18 protein-coding genes and 1 other annotated feature are annotated in these 18,825 nt (G+C 30.6%); of the genes, 3 read left to right on the top strand and 15 right to left on the bottom strand.

Annotated elements, in window-relative coordinates:
- Positions 1 to 164, top strand: a 164-nt coding sequence (locus tag ACWCL1_RS01905; protein ID WP_454545537.1) for an IS3 family transposase, incomplete at its 5' end; no start/stop codon positions are given.
- Between the two features lie 59 nt (positions 165 to 223).
- Here ACWCL1_RS01905 and ACWCL1_RS01910 read toward each other — a convergent pair.
- Positions 224 to 1,552, bottom strand: coding sequence for a D-serine ammonia-lyase (locus tag ACWCL1_RS01910; RefSeq protein WP_454545248.1), 1,329 nt, complete (start codon positions 1,550 to 1,552; stop codon positions 224 to 226).
- A 331-nt stretch (positions 1,553 to 1,883) separates the two neighbouring features.
- Here ACWCL1_RS01910 and ACWCL1_RS01915 point away from each other — a divergent pair, with 331 nt between their 5' ends.
- On the top strand, positions 1,884 to 2,132 hold the full coding sequence (locus ACWCL1_RS01915; RefSeq protein ID WP_454545249.1) for a TMEM175 family protein: 249 nt from the start codon (positions 1,884 to 1,886) through the stop codon (positions 2,130 to 2,132).
- A gap of 445 nt (positions 2,133 to 2,577) precedes the next feature.
- Here ACWCL1_RS01915 and ACWCL1_RS01920 read toward each other — a convergent pair whose 3' ends face one another.
- From ACWCL1_RS01920 to hisS, 13 genes are all read right to left on the bottom strand, one after another.
- Positions 2,578 to 3,981, bottom strand: a complete 1,404-nt coding sequence (locus tag ACWCL1_RS01920) for a DUF3329 domain-containing protein (protein WP_454545250.1) — start codon at positions 3,979 to 3,981, stop codon at positions 2,578 to 2,580.
- A 22-nt stretch (positions 3,982 to 4,003) separates the two neighbouring features.
- A complete protein-coding gene (locus ACWCL1_RS01925) occupies positions 4,004 to 4,927 on the bottom strand; it encodes a polysaccharide deacetylase family protein (protein WP_454545251.1) in 924 nt (307 codons plus the stop codon).
- Positions 4,914 to 5,225 (bottom strand): hypothetical protein, encoded by a 312-nt coding sequence (locus tag ACWCL1_RS01930; protein WP_454545252.1) that lies wholly within the window; start codon positions 5,223 to 5,225, stop codon positions 4,914 to 4,916. Before ACWCL1_RS01930 ends, ACWCL1_RS01925 begins: the two co-directional genes overlap by 14 nt.
- Positions 5,225 to 6,427, bottom strand: coding sequence for a glycosyltransferase family 2 protein (locus ACWCL1_RS01935; RefSeq protein WP_454545253.1), 1,203 nt, complete (start codon positions 6,425 to 6,427; stop codon positions 5,225 to 5,227). Before ACWCL1_RS01935 ends, ACWCL1_RS01930 begins: the two co-directional genes overlap by 1 nt.
- Positions 6,428 to 6,738: 311 nt before the next feature.
- Complete coding sequence (locus tag ACWCL1_RS01940; RefSeq protein WP_454545254.1) at positions 6,739 to 7,644, bottom strand: deoxyribonuclease IV; 906 nt, start codon at positions 7,642 to 7,644, stop codon at positions 6,739 to 6,741.
- 15 nt (positions 7,645 to 7,659) lie between these two features.
- A complete protein-coding gene (gene tagD, locus ACWCL1_RS01945; RefSeq protein WP_454545538.1) occupies positions 7,660 to 8,055 on the bottom strand; it encodes a glycerol-3-phosphate cytidylyltransferase in 396 nt (131 codons plus the stop codon).
- Between the two features lie 48 nt (positions 8,056 to 8,103).
- Complete coding sequence (locus ACWCL1_RS01950; RefSeq protein WP_454545255.1) at positions 8,104 to 9,120, bottom strand: sugar transferase; 1,017 nt, start codon at positions 9,118 to 9,120, stop codon at positions 8,104 to 8,106.
- Positions 9,121 to 9,137: 17 nt separating this feature from the next.
- Positions 9,138 to 10,340, bottom strand: coding sequence for a glycosyltransferase (locus ACWCL1_RS01955; RefSeq protein ID WP_454545256.1), 1,203 nt, complete (start codon positions 10,338 to 10,340; stop codon positions 9,138 to 9,140).
- Positions 10,340 to 11,503 (bottom strand): glycosyltransferase, encoded by a 1,164-nt coding sequence (locus ACWCL1_RS01960; protein WP_454545257.1) that lies wholly within the window; start codon positions 11,501 to 11,503, stop codon positions 10,340 to 10,342. The genes ACWCL1_RS01955 and ACWCL1_RS01960 overlap by 1 nt, the downstream gene beginning before the upstream one ends.
- A gap of 14 nt (positions 11,504 to 11,517) precedes the next feature.
- On the bottom strand, positions 11,518 to 12,690 hold the full coding sequence (locus ACWCL1_RS01965) for a CDP-glycerol glycerophosphotransferase family protein (protein WP_454545258.1): 1,173 nt from the start codon (positions 12,688 to 12,690) through the stop codon (positions 11,518 to 11,520).
- Between the two features lie 15 nt (positions 12,691 to 12,705).
- The gene (locus tag ACWCL1_RS01970; protein ID WP_454545259.1) at positions 12,706 to 13,578 is read right to left on the bottom strand and encodes a YitT family protein; all 873 of its coding nucleotides are present in this window, start codon (positions 13,576 to 13,578) and stop codon (positions 12,706 to 12,708) included.
- A 206-nt stretch (positions 13,579 to 13,784) separates the two neighbouring features.
- Positions 13,785 to 15,557 (bottom strand): aspartate--tRNA ligase, encoded by a 1,773-nt coding sequence (aspS, locus tag ACWCL1_RS01975; RefSeq protein WP_454545260.1) that lies wholly within the window; start codon positions 15,555 to 15,557, stop codon positions 13,785 to 13,787.
- Positions 15,558 to 15,572: 15 nt separating this feature from the next.
- Positions 15,573 to 16,847, bottom strand: a complete 1,275-nt coding sequence (hisS, locus tag ACWCL1_RS01980) for a histidine--tRNA ligase (protein WP_454545261.1) — start codon at positions 16,845 to 16,847, stop codon at positions 15,573 to 15,575.
- Positions 16,848 to 16,908: 61 nt separating this feature from the next.
- Positions 16,909 to 17,087 (bottom strand) — a binding site (T-box leader).
- Positions 17,088 to 17,248: 161 nt separating this feature from the next.
- Here hisS and ACWCL1_RS01985 point away from each other — a divergent pair.
- Entirely contained in the window at positions 17,249 to 18,130 is an 882-nt protein-coding gene (locus ACWCL1_RS01985) for an N-acetylmuramoyl-L-alanine amidase (protein ID WP_454545262.1), read from the top strand.
- A gap of 49 nt (positions 18,131 to 18,179) precedes the next feature.
- On the opposite strand, the gene ACWCL1_RS01990 is transcribed toward ACWCL1_RS01985, so the two are convergent.
- The gene (locus ACWCL1_RS01990; protein WP_454545263.1) at positions 18,180 to 18,809 is read right to left on the bottom strand and encodes an HAD-IA family hydrolase; all 630 of its coding nucleotides are present in this window, start codon (positions 18,807 to 18,809) and stop codon (positions 18,180 to 18,182) included.
- Between the last annotated feature and the right edge of the window lie 16 nt (positions 18,810 to 18,825).

Raw genomic sequence — 18,825 nt, forward strand, 5'->3', positions numbered from 1 at the left:
TGAAAAGAGAGATGTTTTATGGTTATGAAAGCCAATATAAAAATACTGATGAATTAATTCGAGCAATCCATCAGTACATTTATTACTATAATAATGAAAGAATTAAGGTAAAATTAAAAGGGCTAAGTCCTGTTCAGTACAGAACTCAATCCCTAACTGCTTAATTTAATAAAGTGTCCAACTTTTGGGGTTCACTTCATATTGTAGCTTCTTTATTTTTATATTATAAATATGTTTCTAAGTTCTTCTTATTAATTTCTTCTGGAACCATACTTCCACCCGTTGCCCAGGTTAAATGAGTAATGTTATCTTGAATTTGATCTAATCCATTTGCGTTCATATATTCTTGCGCGTATGGATCTTCAAATAATTTAACTGCACCTTCAAAACTAGCACATGAAGATGGTTCAATGGTAATACCTTCAGATGAATGCAATTCGCGTAAATAATCAAATAACGCCGCATCATCAACAGTAAAAATTCCATCTAACATTGGCTTCATGTAATCACCAGAAAATACAGAAGGACTTGGACATGCAAGTCCGTCAGCTTCAGTTTTACCATCAAGACCAATATCTTGAACAGAGACATCATTGTTTAATCCTGTAATCATTCCTAATGGAATACTTGGACAATGTGTTGGTTGAATTAAGAAAACATGAGCTGCTTCTCCAAATACTGCTTTCATTCCAAAGGCAGTTCCGCCTGAAGACCCCCCAACACCAGCAGGACTATATACAAAAATTGGATGATCCTTATCAATTGTGATCCCTAATTCATCAAATTGTTTTTTTACACGTAATGCTGAAGTTGCATAACCTAAGAATAAAATGGTTGATTTAACATCATCTACAAAATAACTCTTTGGGTCAGCATCTGATTCTGCACGTCCTTTTTTCAAAGCAATATTGAAGTCAGTATCATATTCTTTTACTTGAGCACCTTTTTGGCGAAGTAATTCCTTCTTCCATTCTTTTGCATCATAACTCATATGAACAATTGCTTGAAAACCTAAAGCTGCTGCTGTAATTCCAATAGAAATTCCAAGATTCCCAGTTGAACCAACTTGAACTTTATATTGTGAAAATAATTTTTTAGCTTCTGGAGTAGCTAATTTTGTATAATCATCTTCCTTAGAAGAAAGCAAACCTTCTTCTAATGCAATCTCTTCAGCATGCTTTAAAACTTCATAAATACCACCGCGTGCTTTGATTGAGCCAGCAACTGGAAGGTCTGAATCCATCTTCATATATAGTTGCCCGTGAAATTCATGATTTTTTTCAATTTCTGCTTGCATCTTATCTAATTTTTCAAGTTTAGATTCGATAACTCCATTTGTTTTAGCTGTTTCTGGAAAAATTTTAGCAATTAATGGTGCATAACGTCTTAAATCAGCCTCAGCTGCTTCAACATCTTTCAAACCAAACTCTTCATGCTCCCAAATTTGATCTTCAGAAACACGATCAGGATTAACCCAAAATGTTGGTTTTTGATCTTTAATTTGCACTAATGAGGGGTGTTGCTTAATATAGTTATCAACGTTGATTTTCATATTTTCACCTTTCCATATTGAGAGTTACAACAAAGTGATTATCTTGTAAATACATAATTTACATCTTTACATATCATACCATAAAAGCTACTTTTTGACCTATAAACTTTTTAGTTTATAAAATCATTCACTTCGCACTATACTTTATCATATAAATCATTTTAAAGAAGTGAATTTACATGAATGATACTGCTCATTTAGAAGATTTTACGAATGCCAGTTATCGCCATTGTAACTACATTAATAGTTTCAGATATTAAAGTTCCAACAAATGCAACCTTGAATTCCTTAATGTACTCTAGTAAATATCTATAGCTTTATCTTAATTTCAATGTATTGGATTAACCATAGCAAAATTTTTCGGCATTCTTCAAATGTAAAAATCAACTCAAAAATTTTATGGGTTAATAGTTTATTTTTACTATTAATTACTTTTATTCCTTTTGCAATTTCATGGTTAGCACGTCATATTATAATAAATCGAATTCCCGAGTTATTTTATGCTTCTTTAATGCTTTGCATTGATTTATCCTTTTATTTACTTTTGCATGAAAATTTACTCCCAAATCCTCAAATTTAAAATTTGCCTAAAGTTAAAGTTTTCCTACTTAAGCTTCACATTAATTAATTTATTTATTAACATTCTAGCCATTATTGTGGGTTATTCTTACCAATTAAGTACTATTTTCATTAGTTTATGTGCTGTTATAATTTGGATAATGCCAGATAAATCGATCTATGATACTATGGTTAATAAATAATTATAAGGAGTTTAGCATGCATCAGATTTTAGCTGGAATATTCGCAATTTTAGTTTTATTACAAATATTATTTTTCTTATATCACTTTATGGGAAAATTTTTCAAATTTGGTAATACATATTTTTATATTACTTTCTATGATAAATTTAAACCCAAACAAATTGCTAAATATTCAATTCTCATTGATTTAGTTTTACTTGGGGCCTGTTTTCTTATTTAAGAAAATCCCATTGAATTAGTTTTAACTTAATTCAATGGGATTTTTTATTTTATTTGGTCTATTTTTTTAATAATCCATGGTTTTTGTGCTATTTGTTGTGGCACTTTTTTTAACTTCACTGTGTTATCAATATAAATTCGTTTTATTCCATAATATTTTGCCATCCACGTATTTTCCCATAAACCACTTGGATCATGATCATCTCCACCTTCTAAATAAGCAGTTTGATTATATGCACTGTATTCTGACAAATCACGATTCATTCCTGGTACAAATGCATCCTGTTGTCCTTTTCTTTTGTCTTCTTTAATAATCATTTCAGCTGTATAAAAACGCTCAAAATTAGCTAATAATCTTGGGTAAATATCATTATATCTTTGAAATGCGACTATACTAATTAAACATGTAATAACCAGTCCAATTCCCCAATTAATTTTGGCTAATTTTATTAACTGTTTACATCCAATTAAACTAGCAGCAATTAAAAAAATTACACTTCCAAAAAATGTTCGTGGTGGTACTTGTGGTGATAAAATTAACGCTCCAATACTAGTTAACGCTGCCAGTATAAAAATACTCATACTAATTAAACTATCTTTTACACCACCTTTTTTCTTTAAATTTACTATTAAAATTAAAATAGTAATTAAACAAAGTATAAATAATATTCCATCATATGCTATAAATTGACTTATAATTTTCTTGATTTGAAAAGCTTCACCTTCTTGTGAGGCCGCCTGTCCTCCATTATGAGTTATTAATAAAGCAAAACCTATTAATAAAGTAAAAACACTTGGATATATATACTTTTTGATTTCATTTTTATCAGTAAGCCAATAATATGCATAAGCAATCAATAAAAATACTGGAGCGATGTTTTCGTTAGTTGCACCTACTAAGAAACCTAAAGTCATCATATAAATAGTAAATAAAGTTTCATTTTGAGGGACATATTGCCACCTTAATGGCCATAAAAATAACAAATATAAAACTGACATCCATAAATAATTAAAACTACCAGATAACCATAAAGCAGCTCTTCCAAAATCCGGAAGAAAGTAAAACATTGCACAGTAAGTTGCCAATAAAAACATTGGATTTAGATCACGTAGTTTTCGATAAACTAATAAATTAATTTGAATACCGATCAAAATAAAAACACATGTATTAGCAATATTAAATACACTTTTTGGAAACTGCATAAAGATTTGTACCAGTGTATGTGCGACAAATCTTCCATTCCATATCTCTGTATGTGTTTTAATTGAGCGAATTAAATCAAATACGTTATTGATATGTTCTAGTTGTGTAGTTGGCCAGGAGCCTTTATATACAAAATGGTAAATAAAATCATCACCTGTATAACCCGTAATCTGATTTAATTTATAAAAACATGTCACGACAATCATAATTACGACGCCAATAAATACCCATGATATAAAATTCACTATCCTTTTTATATATTTAATTTTATTGTTCATCATTTCCTACCCATTTTTTTACTACATCATTCCACGTTTCTTTATCAACCATAGTTCGTGGTAGTGGTTGCGTTAAGTCTTGATCTTGAGTAATAATTCCATTATCTAATGAAAATGTATACATTCCTTGTTTTGCTAAATATTTTTGTTCTTTTGCAGTTCCTTCGCCATAAGGATAAGCAAAGTATGGTGTTTTATGCCCCGTATGCTTTTGGATGATTTGTTGTGATTTTTTGTAATCCTTAACAAACTCATTGTAATTATTCGCATACTTCAATGCTGGTTTATTATTAATCAAATAATGCATTTTATTGGTATGAACTCCAATAGTAACATTTGAATTTTTTAAAACTTGATGAAGTTCATCCCATGTTGCTAACTTAGTTCCATTATCATATCTTCCAGTATTTTGAGTTACAATAAAAATTGTATATGGAATATCACCTAACTTTTTAAATAGTGGATCAACATTATCGACAATTGTTCGATCAACATCATCAAACGTAAAAACAACATATTTATGCTTCATTGGTTTACCCTTCTTCACCAACTGAATTGCTTTTTCCATTGAAATAATTTTTACATTATTCTTTTTTAAATATAGAATTTGTTTTTCTAATGTTTGCTTTGATGCTGTGTATTCATGAAGTTGCTCATTATTTGATAAATTCAATGTTAATCGTGCTGACAATGTTTTATTTGATTCTGAAACACGGTGATAACATAAAACCAAAATTCCATCCTTATTTAATTCATTTTTCGATAATTTTCCATTACTAATTTCTTTTTGAACATTTGCTTGTTTTATTTTGGCATCATGTTCAGAAATACCAATAAATACCACAATTGAAATGCATACAACCACAAAAATGAAATGCCACGAACGTTTAAAAAAATTACTAATTTTCTTCATTGTGCTTATTAACATCCTTTATTTCACTTGAAATTCGTTTTAAATATCGCATTTTAAACCACAAATAACGTCCTAATGCTATTACCATTACAATAATAATTGAAACTACTAGTAGCTTAAACATTTTTGCAAATACTTCATAGTTACAATTAGTTAGGACATAAAGATTAACTTGCCACTCAGCAAATTCTTGCTGGAGAAAATCAATAAAAAGTACAATAATAAATATTTGCAATAAATTTCCGGCAATTAAACCAAAGAAAATTAACCATTTTTTCAACTTATCAGTTAAATGCATTAACTTTCCCCCCGATCAGATGCACCCCATGCAGCATATCTTACCGCATCAAAAAGATGATAAAAAGCTGAGAAAACAACAATAATATTACTTAACCAATATGCATAAAAGAAAACTGGTAAATATAACCAGTAATTTGTGTACTGAATATAATCATTTCCTTGATTAACATATTTAGAGTATCCATAAAACATTAATGTAACTAAATAATAAACTACTAAAGCTCCTAGACTTATCCGTAAATTTTTAATAAAAAAGTACTCAAAAAAAACTTTAAATGTTGCAAAAGAAACTGCAAAAACCCATAAATAACTACAACACATATCTAAAGCTAATAAGCGTTGTCCTAATGTTAAAACTGGAATTTTGCTAAAATGATTTCTCAGTACTTCTAAACCGCCACGTCCCCAACGAATTCTTTGGCGAATAAATCCTCGAATAGTTCCTGGAACATAAATTTTACATAATGCCCGTGGCTGATAAGTACAATAATATCCATGATCATACATTCTCCAAGTTGCATCAATATCTTCCGTCATCGCTTCAGTACTCCAACCATTAATTTTATCTAATGCACTTTTTCTAAAAAGTGTAAGTACTCCTGAAACGGTTAAAATATGACCAAGAAAAAAAGACTGAGCTCGTTTTATCATGTCGATATTCATAATATACTCCAAAAATTGTAATTTACCCATTATCGTTGAAACATTTTTTACAATTGGGCGTCCTGTAACAGCCGCAATTTTTTTGTCTGCTGAAATTGCCGAAACTAAATAACTTACTGCATCTTTTTCAAACTCAGTATCTGCATCCACACACAAAATGTATTCCGCCTGGCTTTCTTTTAAAGCACGATTAAGAGCCATTGCTTTTCCCATATTTTCTGGCTGTGCTTTAACGACTATATTAGAATATTTTTTAACCAATTGGTGCATTACTTCTAAAGTGTTATCAGTACTTTTATCATCAATTAAAATAATCCGATAATTCTTATAAGTAATTTTTTCTAAAGACTCAATTGAAGATGACAACATCGTTTCTTCATTGTAACAAGACATAAAAATTTCTACTAATGGGCCATCATCTTCTTTTTTAGAACGATATTTTACAAATTGTCGTTCACTCAAATTAAAAAAAATTGAGCCAATTATCCAGACAAATGACATAATAACTGGATAGTATAGTTCAAAATTCCCAAGCATTAACTCTGATCCCTTCTACTTACTTATTTATCCAATTAAGTATCTTATAACATTAAAAGTTAGAGTGCAACGTCAATTAATAACATGAATTATAAATTTATCATTAATAATGAATACAAAATAATCTATATGTAATTTAGACGTTATATCAAAAACGAACTATTATCATATTTTTTCAATAGCCTTAATTTTTAAAACGCTTACTTCGAATATTTAAATTCCCATTATAATTGCATTAATTCCGCAAAAAAAAGAATTGTGGTGAACCACAATTCTTTTTTATTGAAATATAACTAAATTAACTTATCTTTTTATTTTAATTTGCCCTTATTTTCTAATACTTCATTCTGTAAATTTGGATCAAATTTTTGTGCACGCAACATTTTAATCTCGTACCCATACGGTGCATATTTATGCTTCTTATCAGGCCCAATAAAAGGTGTTTCTAAAATTTTAGGAATATCCTTTAATTCATCAAAATGAGCAATCTTATCAAGAGCATCAAATCCAATTGTTCCAAATCCAATATTAGCATGCCGGTCCTTATGACTTCCACGAGGATTTTTAGAATCATTTAAATGAATTACCTTTAATCGATCTAATCCAATAATATGATCAAATTCATTTAAAACTCCTTCAAAATCATCTTTAATATCATAACCAGCATCGTTAGTATGACAAGTATCAAAAGTTACGGAAAGTTTATCATTAAGTTTTACTTTATCGATGATTTCAGCAATTTGTTCAAACGTCCTACCTACCTCAGTTCCTTTTCCTGCCATTGTCTCAATTGCAATTTGAATCGTTTGATCAGCAGTCAAAACCTCGTTTAATCCCTTAGCAATATTTTCAATTGCGGCTTTAGGACCTGCTCCTACATGTGCACCCGGATGAAGAGTCATTTGATGTGAACCTAATGCTTCAGCACGTTTAATTTCATCATGTAAAAATTCCACTGCAAAATTAAATTTTTCAGGAGCTTTGGTATTTCCTAAATTAATAATATAAGGAGCATGTACTACAATATGAGATAAATCATGTTCCTTCATATATTCTTTTCCAGCTGGAATATTCATTTCACTGATTGGCTTCCGTTTAGTATTTTGCGGTGCTCCAGTATAAATCATAAACGTATTTTCCTTAAAACTGGCTGCTTCTTGAGCTGAACCAAGCAACATTTTTTTCCCACTCATACTTACATGTGATCCCATTAACATATTACTATTTCCCTTTCATTTTTCATTTAAATCATCTTTAATTTGAGTTGTACTAATTTCAGGCGTCCGTGGTAAATACACAACGTCAACACCTTCTTTTTTTAAGTAATCAAATTTCCCCTTCCAATCATCGCCAATCACAAAGGTATCGATGTCAAACTTATGCATATCTTCTTTCTTTTGATCCCAACTGCTTTCTGGAATAACTAAATCAACATATCGAATTGCCTCTAGTAACTCCTTGCGCTTATCATAATCAAAATAGGACTTTTTATGTTTTTGTTCCCAATTAAATTCATCAGTTGACAATCCTACGATTAGGTAATCTCCATATTCCTTAGCACGCCGTAACAAATTAACATGTCCATAGTGCAACAAATCGAATGTTCCATATGTAATTACTCTCTTAATTTTAATCAGCTCCTATAAAAATTATAAACCATCAATCTTGAATTACCATTATTTTGCAATCAGTTGTTTGGCTTCTTTAATTGCTGTTTTAATCATCATTCCGTTTCTTAGCTTTTCCCCTAATTGATGTGCATTTTTTTGTAATTGTAAAAATTCATCTTGCGAAATTTCGTTAAGAATCTCATCTAAATTGTTCAAGTCATCAACCGCAATTCCCACTTGATGATTAACAACAAATTTACTGATTGCGGCTTTTTTCCAAACAATTACTGGCATTCCTGAACTTAAATAAAGAGAAGTTTTGTGTGGAGCATTATAATGTTGGTAATCTGCATAAATTCCACCATCTCCATTTAAAGAAGATCCATCCCAAACTAATCCAAAATTGCCTTTTATATGTTTAGGTAATTCTTCAGCTTGATATAAGCCCTCATAAGTTACATTTTGAGGATAGTGTTCAGCTGGATCCATGCCAAATAAATAAGCATGACTTTTAGTCAAACTCAATTGTGTTAAAAACGAAGATTTTTCTAAATTGCCAGCAAAACAAATTGAATGATCATACTGTTGATTTTCAATCATTGGTTGAGGGTTATAATAATCAAACACACCTAATATCACCATTTTAGTTGTAATTCCAGCTTCTTGCATCTTTTGCTTCATGGCTTCACTATGTACAATTAAACAATCAACTGAGTTAAAAATTTCAACTTCGTTTTTAAAAAATTTTTGATCTCCCTTATATTTACGAATTGCTTCATAATCATGAATTACAAAAATTAAATTAGCATTTGTTTGTTTGCGGACTGCTTTAATAATCGATTTAGTTAAAAAAACCGAGTACATCGGATATTGAAAAACAATATTATCGATATTTTTATTTTTAAATAATTTAGGCAATTTAAAAAAACGATACATTAATTTCGGAAATCTTTTAATTGGTAAATCTAGATCTAAAATTTTCCAGCCAGCATCACCTAAAAATTTATTAATATCAGCTTTAGCTTTAGGGCCTGCATGTTTATATCCCTTATAAATATCTGACGTTAACACATAATTACTCATTAAAAATTACCATCCCATCATTCCACTTTACTTTTAAATTTTTGAAATAATTTATTTTGAAAAAGTTTATTAAATATTGGATGGTGTAACATCCAATAATAAATCTTTTTTATCATAGAAGGATTTAACTTCCCTAAGTTACCTTCAATTTCACTTTGAATATCTTGCATTACAGTTTTAGTTAATTTAACTGATTCAAATTTAATTGATTTATAAGGAATTGTTGCTCGTTTAAATCTTTCATAATAATTTCCAGTTAAATTTTTGATGATTTCCTTTGATTTTTGATATTCCGCTAAACTTAATTTCTTTTTTGAACTTTCCTGTAATTTAGCAGCATCAGTTGCAACTGATTGTTTTTTTAACCAAATAATTTGGGGAATATTTTTAAAATTTTCATACAAAACTTTATCCTCACCCCAATAAGCAATTACAAAATGACCACTTGCAATTGCTTCAACAATTGAATAGCCAAAAGATTCAAAATTAGAAGTTGATAGATAAATATAATCATTTGGTAAAGTTTGATTAATTGATATCATTTTGGTTAATTGATGATCATTAATAAATTTTTGGTAAAGTAATTCATCTTTCCCCGTTCCATTAATATATAAGTGATATCCTGTTTGCTTTTGCTTCTTTAAATATTCAAATAATTGCAAACTATACATGATATCTTTTTGCTTTTCAAAAAAGCGACTATGAATTACAAAATTAGTGGTTAATTTTGTTGTTTTTGGAAAATTCCATTTTATATGCCGTGTACTTACAGGCTGGACGTATATTCGGGTATAATCATATTTTTTTTCGAAATTTTCTTTAATTGAATTCGTTGCAACTCTAACACATGATAAATACTTTAATCCATTTAAGTTACCTAATAATTGCAACGGAGTGTGAATTTCACCAATAATTAAAGCCTTTGGATAATAAAAACGAAGCAGTTTTGCTAACGGAAATAAATCTTCACGAGTAATAAAAATTACATCCAATTTATTTTCAGGTTGTTTACTAAAAAATCCTTTGATCAACTTAAAATGAACACTACTTAACTGAGGATACTTAGTACATACTTTTTTTATATCATGTAAATAAAATGGCACATAGTTATAGTATGTAATTTCACATCCCCGTTCACTAAAAATATTTAATAAATTTAAGTTACTTTGAACGGTACCGCCAATAGCAAATAAATTATATCCAATGATTCCAACCTTCATTAAAACTGACTCTCCCATTTTGATTGCCCATATAATTTTTTTAGTTCTCGTGTTGAAGTGGCCACAGTATAACCATGGGTAATTAATTCATCCATTGCATTTTGGCTTTCTTCTATTCGATTATATTTTTCTTGACTTAACCGATGGAAAGCATCTGCCCAAACTTGAGGATCACTAATTGATAAAATCATTGAGTCACCAATTGTAGATAGTTCAGCAGATTGAGAATCTGCCATTACTGCGGTTGCACCATTAGCGATACTGTGTATCAAAGACAAAGACAATCCATCAGCAAGTGAAGGATAGGCAAAAACATTAAAAATATTTTGCACTTCTTCTGAATTTTCAAGAAATCCTGTAAAAATAACTTTATTTTCCAAATGTAAATCATATGCCCGTTGACGCACATCTTCAATTAAGGGACCATCTCCAATTAAAACTAACTTCGTATTTGGGTATATTTTTTGAAACAAGTTAAAACTTTCAACCAAAAAAATTTGGTTTTTGCTAGGAATAAACCGTCCAATATTCCCAATTACAAAATCACTTTCTTCAATATTATATCTTTTTCGATAGTAAATATTTTGTTCCTCATGAAAGCGTTGCTTACGAACTGGAATGCCGCTTTTTAAAATTTTAAAATGTGCTTTTTTTTGTATTCTTTTAAAGTAAAAGAAATTAGCAGTTTCCTTAGAAACAGCAATATAATCTGTAGCATACTTTTCAATTGTTTTCATCCCGATACGCTGTAATTCCATTTGCACAAAATTAAATACCCTCGAATATCCTGAATATGCATGTGTAATTATTCTTTGAAATCCCACTTTATGAGCTAATGTAATCGGAGCAGGATCACATGCATTACTTAAATAAAAATGAATTGTTTCGCTACTCAGATGACATTCTTCATAAGCCGTCTTTAATTTCCGATTAAATTCTCTTCTTTTTTTTAAAAAATTTCGATTATTAACATCTGAAATATAAAACGGAATTTCATAGTAGTTTCCAAACCGTTTTAATTCTCTTGCAGGTCGATAGCTTGCAATATTAATGATATTAAATTGATATCCATCTGCTAAAAGTGCTCGATAATTTGTTTTAAAATATGTAGTTAAGCCATTATCTTCGCTAAAAAAGCCAAAAACTGTAATTCTTTGCCGCATTATTGGCACCCCTTTTACTCAAAATATTTACGTTCATTTTCAATTACTCTTTGAGTTGAACTCCCATCATTACAAGTATTCCACTTCTTATTAAATTCTGTAAAGTCTGTTTGAGTTATTGGTGACTTTAAATGATTAATTAATTCTACTGTAGTATTTACTAATTTTCCTGGGATCCACTCTTCAAAATCGGACTGGATTCCCACTTCCTTTTGATATTCTTTTAAATCATAGCAAAAAAAGAGCATTTGCTTAGCATTCTTTAATAATGAGTAATCAAAAATAATTGATGAATAATCCGTTACTAATCGATCTGTAACCAATAATAAATCATTTGTCTTAAAATCATTAATCCACACTACATTCGTATTTTTGATTTCCTCTTTTAATTTCAATTCCTGTTCTTTTAAATGAGGATGCAATTTAATAATGATTCTTTGATCTTCACTTAGATAATCAAATAATTTATTAAAATTAGTAGGTAAATTTAAAATTGGTTTGCCGTTCTTGTCCTCACGATAAGTTGGCGCATATAGTATAACTTCTTTTTTCATTAATTCAGGATATTTTTGATAAATATCTTTTCGTGTATTTAAACGCCAACTTTGATCAAAAAGTTCATCCGTACGCGGATAACCAATTACATTCATTTTTGTAAGAGGTTCATGATAACTATTTGCAAATACTGTTGCCATTTTATTCGATCCCACAATATACTCATCGAATTGATTGTAAACTTTTTGAAAACGTTTTTTATCTGCTTTTGAACGCTGTTGTGTTCGTGGCTCTTCCCATCCAAATGTTTTAATTGCTCCATTTGCATGCCAGATTTGTACAATGTGAGTTTTATCATGGTCAAAATTGCAGCCAGCTAAAAATGCATAGTAATTATCACAAATTAACAACTTACTTTCCATGATTTTTTTTAAATGATTAAGTAAAAATGACAAACCATCTGCAAAAAAAGTAACCTTTACTCCCTTATCAGCTAACTTATCTGCACTTTTTTTATAGCTATTTAAACTCAATACTTCAAATGAAATATTCTTTTTTTTCAAAACATCATTTAATTTCAAAATAAATTCTTCATTGCCACTAAAACTCATTAAATAAATTACTTTTCGTGGATTTCTATTTTTATATATGGTTGAAAAAAGTTTTACTAATCCAATATAAATTTCTTTCATTATGAATTTCTCCGTTTAAGGTTCTGGTTCGTAAAAATGACCAATAGTATGAACGTTTTCTGAAATACTTACAAATGCATCTGGATCAGATTCATTTAACGCTGCATGTAATTCAGGAATTTCATAGCGGGTAATTACTGTAAACAAAATGGATTTGGCATCATGTTTATATGCTCCTTCTGCCCCATGTACGATGGTAATTCCACGACGCATGTGAGTTTGAATGCAATCAACCACACTATTAGGTTTAGTAGTAATTACCATTACAAGCATTTTTTGCTGCCGAGTATAAATAGCATCCATTACCTGTGCATTAATAAATAATCCAATTGCTGAATAAAAAGCATATGGCCATCCATAAACAAGACCTGCAGCTAAAATAATAAAAGCATTAAATATCATATTAACAGTTCCTACTGACTTACCTGTCATTTTTCGTACTGTTAAACTGATAATATCTAATCCTCCGGTTGAAATTCCACTTTTTAAGGCATATCCAGTACCATAACCATTTAAAATTGCCCCAAAAATTGCACATATCATTGGATCTTTTGTAAGAACAGTTGGATGTAGTAATTTAATCATCACACTAGAACTTACAACTGCAATAATTGTAAAAATAGTAAATCGATGTCCAATTTGTTTCCAAGCTAAAAAAATTAAAGGCACATTTAGCAAAAAAATTAGTGAAGCAGTTGATAATGGCAATCCTGTATGTTTAAGTAACGAATTTAATAACTGAGCTAAACCAGTAATTCCTGATGAATAAATATGGCCAGGATCCCAGAAAAAATTCATTGCAACTGATACTAATAATCCATAAATAAACGCTGCTGATGCCCGTGAAAGATAGACATGTTTCTTCCACATTTTTTGTAACTCATTCATCGTAACTTAACCACTTTTCCTATAATTTATTTCATTATACTATACAATTGCTTATTATTTTATCAAGGATTAACTATTTATAAAAGGCTTAAGCCTATAAAAAATTAGTATTATACCTCTTTACTCCTATTTTTAAAATAAGATGTAATAAAGGACAATAAAAAAGACTGCACCTTATATTGCAGTCTTACGTTACAGTTATTTAATTATTCTTCTTCATCAGACTCTTCAACTTCAATATGCAAATCTTCAAGTTGTTTTTCAGCAACAACTGTAGGTGCATGAGTTAATGGTTCTGTTGCTTTAGAATTCTTAGGGAAGGCAATTACTTCACGAATATTTTCTTTCTTAGCAAGAAGCATTGCAAAACGATCTAATCCAAGTGCTAAGCCCCCATGTGGTGGAAAACCATAGTCTAAAGCATCCATAAACCAACCAAATTGTTCTTTGGCCTTTTCTTCTGTGAATCCTAAAGCTTTAAGCATGTCTTCTTGAATTTCACGTTGATGAATCCGGATTGATCCTCCTCCTAATTCATATCCATTTAAGACAATATCGTAACTTTGCGCATGACATTTATGTGGATCAGTTTTCAATAATTCCAAATCTTCTTCATTTGGCATTGTAAATGGATGGTGGGCCGCAATATATTGTTGGAATTCTTCACTGTATTCAAACAGTGGCCAATCAACAACCCATACAAAAGCAAATTCATTTTCATTAATCATGTCTTGCTCTTTAGCAATTTCTTTACGTAAATATCCTAAGGAATCTGCTACTACTTTTCTTGTTGATGCCACAAATAATATTAAGTCGCCTTCTTTGGCTTTTGCAGCTTCTATAATTTGATCTTCACGTTCTTTAAAGAATTTAGCAATTGGGCCTACTAAACCATCAGCTGTAACTTTTAACCATGCTAAGCCCTTTGCACCAAATCGTTTAATATATTCTTGTTTTGCATCAATTTGTTTTCTTGAATACTTATCTGCACCACCAGGAACAGTAATTGCTTTAACTTGACCACCATTTTCCAATGTGCCATCAAAGACTTTAAATCCAGCTCCTTTAACTGCTTGGGCCATGTCCTTTAATTCCATTCCAAACCGAATATCTGGCTTGTCAGATCCAAACCGATCCATTGCTTCATCCCAAGAAATACGTTGAATTGGAGTTTTAATTTCAATTCCTAAAGTATCTTGCATAACTGCTTTTAACAATCCTTCAGTCATTTCAATAATTTCATCTTGACTCATAAAGGATGTTTCTAAATCAATTTGAGTAAATTCAGGTTGACGATCTCCTCGTAAATCTTCATCTCTAAAACAACGCGCAATTTGATAATATCGATCAAAACCAGCCCCCATTAAAAGTTGTTTAAAAAGTTGTGGAGATTGTGGCAAGGCATAAAAATGTCCGGGATATACCCTTGAAGGAACTAAGTAGTCACGTGCACCTTCTGGAGTTGACCGTGTTAAATATGGTGTTTCAATATTCATAAAGTGATTTTCATCTAAATAGCGATGAACTGTTTGGGTAATTCGATTACGAATCATTAAAGCACGTTGCATTTCTGGTCGCCGCAAATCTAAATAACGATATTTTAAGCGCATTTCATCAGTTGCATTAGTGTTGTCCACAATTTCAAATGGTGTCAATTTTGCCTTATTTAAAATACGAATATCACTTACTTCAATTTCAACTTTTCCAGTTTTCATATTGGGATTAATCGCGTTTTCATCACGGGCAACTACTTTTCCAACCACTTCAATCACATATTCGCTTCTTAATGAATTAGCGATTTCAAGTGCTTCTGCTCCGAATTCTTGACTAAACACAAGTTGAACAATGCCTTCACGATCACGTAAATCAATAAAAATTAAATTTCCCAAATTCCGTCGCTTTTGTACCCAACCTTTTAAAACGACCTCTTGTCCTAAATATTTTTCATCAACTAATCCTGCATAAGTTGTTCTTCTCACAATTATTCCTCCGCATTAAATAATGTTCTTGAAGTGAGTCATAATTTCATCTAGATCAACTGAATTTTCCTCACCACTTTGCATGTTTTTCAAATTAGCAGTATTTTCTACAATTTCACGTTCACCTATTGTAATCGTATAACGTGCGCCTAATTTGCTAGCAGTTTTAAACTGTCCCTTAGGTTTACGATCAAGATAATCACGATCAGCTGTATATCCTTGGTGACGTAAAGCTTGAACAATTTCTAACGTTTTTACATTAGTTTCAGATCCAATTCCTACAACATAAACATCTAAATAATCATCTAATGACAATTTATCATTTTCTGCATCTAAGACTAATAGTAATCGTTCAACACCTAAGCCAAAACCAACTCCGGAAGTTTGTGGACCACCTAATTGTTCCACTAATCCATTATATCTTCCACCAGCACATACCGTTGTCCATTTACCACCAAATGCCTTGGAGTCACTCATAATTTCAAAAATAGTATGATTATAGTAATCTAATCCTCGCACCATATTAGCATCAATTTCATAATCAATTCCTAAACTTTCAAGTAATGCTTGAACTGTTTCAAAATGTTTTTTAGATTCATCGGTTAAAAAGTCTAAAATTGATGGTGCATTTGCCACTATTTTTTGATCATTTTCATCTTTACTATCTAACACTCGAAGTGGATTTTTATGAAGTCGTTCTTTTGAATCTTCGGAAAGTTGATCTTCAAATGGCTCTAAGTAATCAATTAAAGCTTTACGATAATCTTGACGAGTTTTTAAATCTCCTAACGTATTAATGACTAATTTTAAACTATTAATGTTAACACTTTTCAATAGATCCATTGCCATTGCAATCACTTCTACATCTAAAGCTGGACTATCACTTCCAAATGCTTCTACTCCAATTTGATGAAATTCACGTAATCTTCCAGATTGAGGACGTTCATAGCGAAACATTGGTCCCATATAATATACTTTATATGGCTTTTGATATTCAGGCCCATATAATTTATTTTCAACAAAAGAACGCACTATACCTGCTGTTCCTTCAGGCCGTAAAGTAATATGACGATCTCCTTTATCATAAAAATCATACATTTCCTTTGTAACAATATCAGAAGTATCACCTGAAGTTCGTGAAAATACTTCAAAATTTTCAAAAATTGGCGTGCGCATTTCGTGATACCGATATTTTTTAAATAAATCTCGTGCTTTTGCTTCAATATATTGCCACTTAGCTGAGTCATCAGCTAGTATATCTGCAGTTCCCTTTGGTTTTTGATATTTCAAAAAAACTCATTCCTTCCACTATATTCGTTAAATACTAAAAAAAGCCCTGTTGAATAACTCAACAAGGGGCGCACATGTGCACGCGGTACCACCTTAATTTATCGCTTTAGAATAACGCTCATCACGGTACAATCGTACACCTCCAAAGTGTCTTCACCAGAAAGAAAATACAAATTCACACCTACCCATTTGCTCTCTGAAATCTCTTAGCTGGTTACTCGTCTTTTTCACCGGTTTTATTTAACTAGCTAAATTCTACAAAGGATCTCTTTTTTAGTCAAGTATTCATCATTAATATTCTTTCGTTCTAAATTATAAAAAATTTAATATCTGTAAATTAACTTGCAGATATTTAAAAATTTTTGCTATGATGAAAGTAATATTTATGTTGGAGAGATATTATGTCAGAAAGCGAAAACGAAAATCAATTAGCAGGTCTTTGGGTTGTTATTTTAATCATTATTAGTATTTTAGGATATCGTACTGTTATATATTTTCAACAAGTACCAATTCAAACAAGTGACGCTGCGTTGTATGAAAAGCCTGAAATCAATTCAAAAAAAGAAAGTTCTTTAGCAAAAGGTAGTCGCGTTAAAGTTTTAAAGCATAAATACAATTGGATATATGTTAAAACTGATAAAGGTAAGACTGGTTGGACAGGCACATGGATGATTAGTCCTAATTATGATTATCCTATCAAAAGTTTATCACAAGCAACAATTGTAATTGATGCTGGACATGGTGGAGATGATTCTGGTGCATTGTCACGAGATGGACAAGATGAAAAGAAATATACATTAAAATATTCTAAACAACTTGCAGAAAAGTTACGTCAAAAAGGGGCACGTGTATATATGACTCGGACAAATGATAAAACTGTAAGTTTAAGTAAGCGACCTGAGTTAGCTGAAAAGGTGCATGCCGATGCATTTATTAGTTTTCACTTTGATTCTTCTCCGCAAGACAATACCGCTAGCGGATTTACAACATATTATTATCATAAGAATAATGGCTCATTACGACTAGCAAAAGATGTTAATAGCCAATTAGATTCTGTTGGAATTGATAATCGCGGCGTTGCTTATGGTAACTTCCTTGTTTTACGCGATAATGATCGTCCTGCAATCTTATTAGAAAGTGGCTATATTAACTCCGATCGTGATTTTAGTATGATTTCTGATAAAAATTATCAAAATAAAGTAACCAGTGATGTTGCTAAAGGTTTGGAACTTTATTTTGATGGTAAAAATGAAAATGCCACCGTAGTTAGCGAATCAAATTAAAAAGATGTAATCAATTCGTCAAACAAGACGAATTGATTACATCTTTTTATTATTTAATCCAATTTAAAATTTCACTAATCTGATGAATTCGGTGCTCACAATTAACCGGAGCAACAATCATATCATCTAAATCAAATAAAATTCCCGCCATTTTCGCATTATGTGCAGCTTCAATATCTAAGACACGATCTCCTACCATCACACAATTATCAACATTAAGCTGATATTTCTTCACTAAATAATTTAATGAAGCTGGATTAGGTTTACGCGGAAATTTATTTTCAGCAGTAACTGCATCGGTAAAATATTTTTTTAAATCAAATTCTTCAAGCATTTTTAAGGAACTTTGATTCCGATGTGTCATTAAAAAATTTTTCCCATTGTTTTCAACAACTTTTGCAAGTACTTCTTTAACACCAACAAACGGATGCATTTGTTCTTCTTGCTTCTTTTCAATTTGATCATATGCTTTTCTTAATTGTGAAACATCCTTTAAATTATTCTTTTCACCATAAAATTTAAATGTTTCACCTAAAGAAGTTTGGCGCATATGGTGGTAAACTTCTTCTTCATCCAAGTCAATCTTTTGATTTTTAAAAGCTAATACAAATGACTTTACCATTCCTGGGTACGTATCAAATAAAGTCCCATCAAAATCCCAAAAAAATTCTTGATACAATTTCTTCACTCTTTTC

It is taken from the genome of Ligilactobacillus sp. LYQ135, assembly GCF_053711055.1.

Bases quoted from the DNA above. Each gene is read 5' to 3' on its own strand.
- ACWCL1_RS01910 (WP_454545248.1), bottom strand. From the start codon at position 1,552: ATGAAAATCAACGTTGATAACTATATTAAGCAACACCCCTCATTAGTG.
- ACWCL1_RS01915 (WP_454545249.1), top strand. From the start codon at position 1,884: ATGTATTGGATTAACCATAGCAAAATTTTTCGGCATTCTTCAAATGTA.
- ACWCL1_RS01925 (WP_454545251.1), bottom strand. From the start codon at position 4,927: ATGAAGAAAATTAGTAATTTTTTTAAACGTTCGTGGCATTTCATTTTT.
- ACWCL1_RS01930 (WP_454545252.1), bottom strand. From the start codon at position 5,225: ATGCATTTAACTGATAAGTTGAAAAAATGGTTAATTTTCTTTGGTTTA.
- ACWCL1_RS01935 (WP_454545253.1), bottom strand. From the start codon at position 6,427: ATGCTTGGGAATTTTGAACTATACTATCCAGTTATTATGTCATTTGTC.
- ACWCL1_RS01940 (WP_454545254.1), bottom strand. From the start codon at position 7,644: ATGTTAATGGGATCACATGTAAGTATGAGTGGGAAAAAAATGTTGCTT.
- ACWCL1_RS01950 (WP_454545255.1), bottom strand. From the start codon at position 9,120: ATGAGTAATTATGTGTTAACGTCAGATATTTATAAGGGATATAAACAT.
- ACWCL1_RS01955 (WP_454545256.1), bottom strand. From the start codon at position 10,340: ATGAAGGTTGGAATCATTGGATATAATTTATTTGCTATTGGCGGTACC.
- ACWCL1_RS01960 (WP_454545257.1), bottom strand. From the start codon at position 11,503: ATGCGGCAAAGAATTACAGTTTTTGGCTTTTTTAGCGAAGATAATGGC.
- ACWCL1_RS01965 (WP_454545258.1), bottom strand. From the start codon at position 12,690: ATGAAAGAAATTTATATTGGATTAGTAAAACTTTTTTCAACCATATAT.
- ACWCL1_RS01970 (WP_454545259.1), bottom strand. From the start codon at position 13,578: ATGAATGAGTTACAAAAAATGTGGAAGAAACATGTCTATCTTTCACGG.
- ACWCL1_RS01985 (WP_454545262.1), top strand. From the start codon at position 17,249: ATGTCAGAAAGCGAAAACGAAAATCAATTAGCAGGTCTTTGGGTTGTT.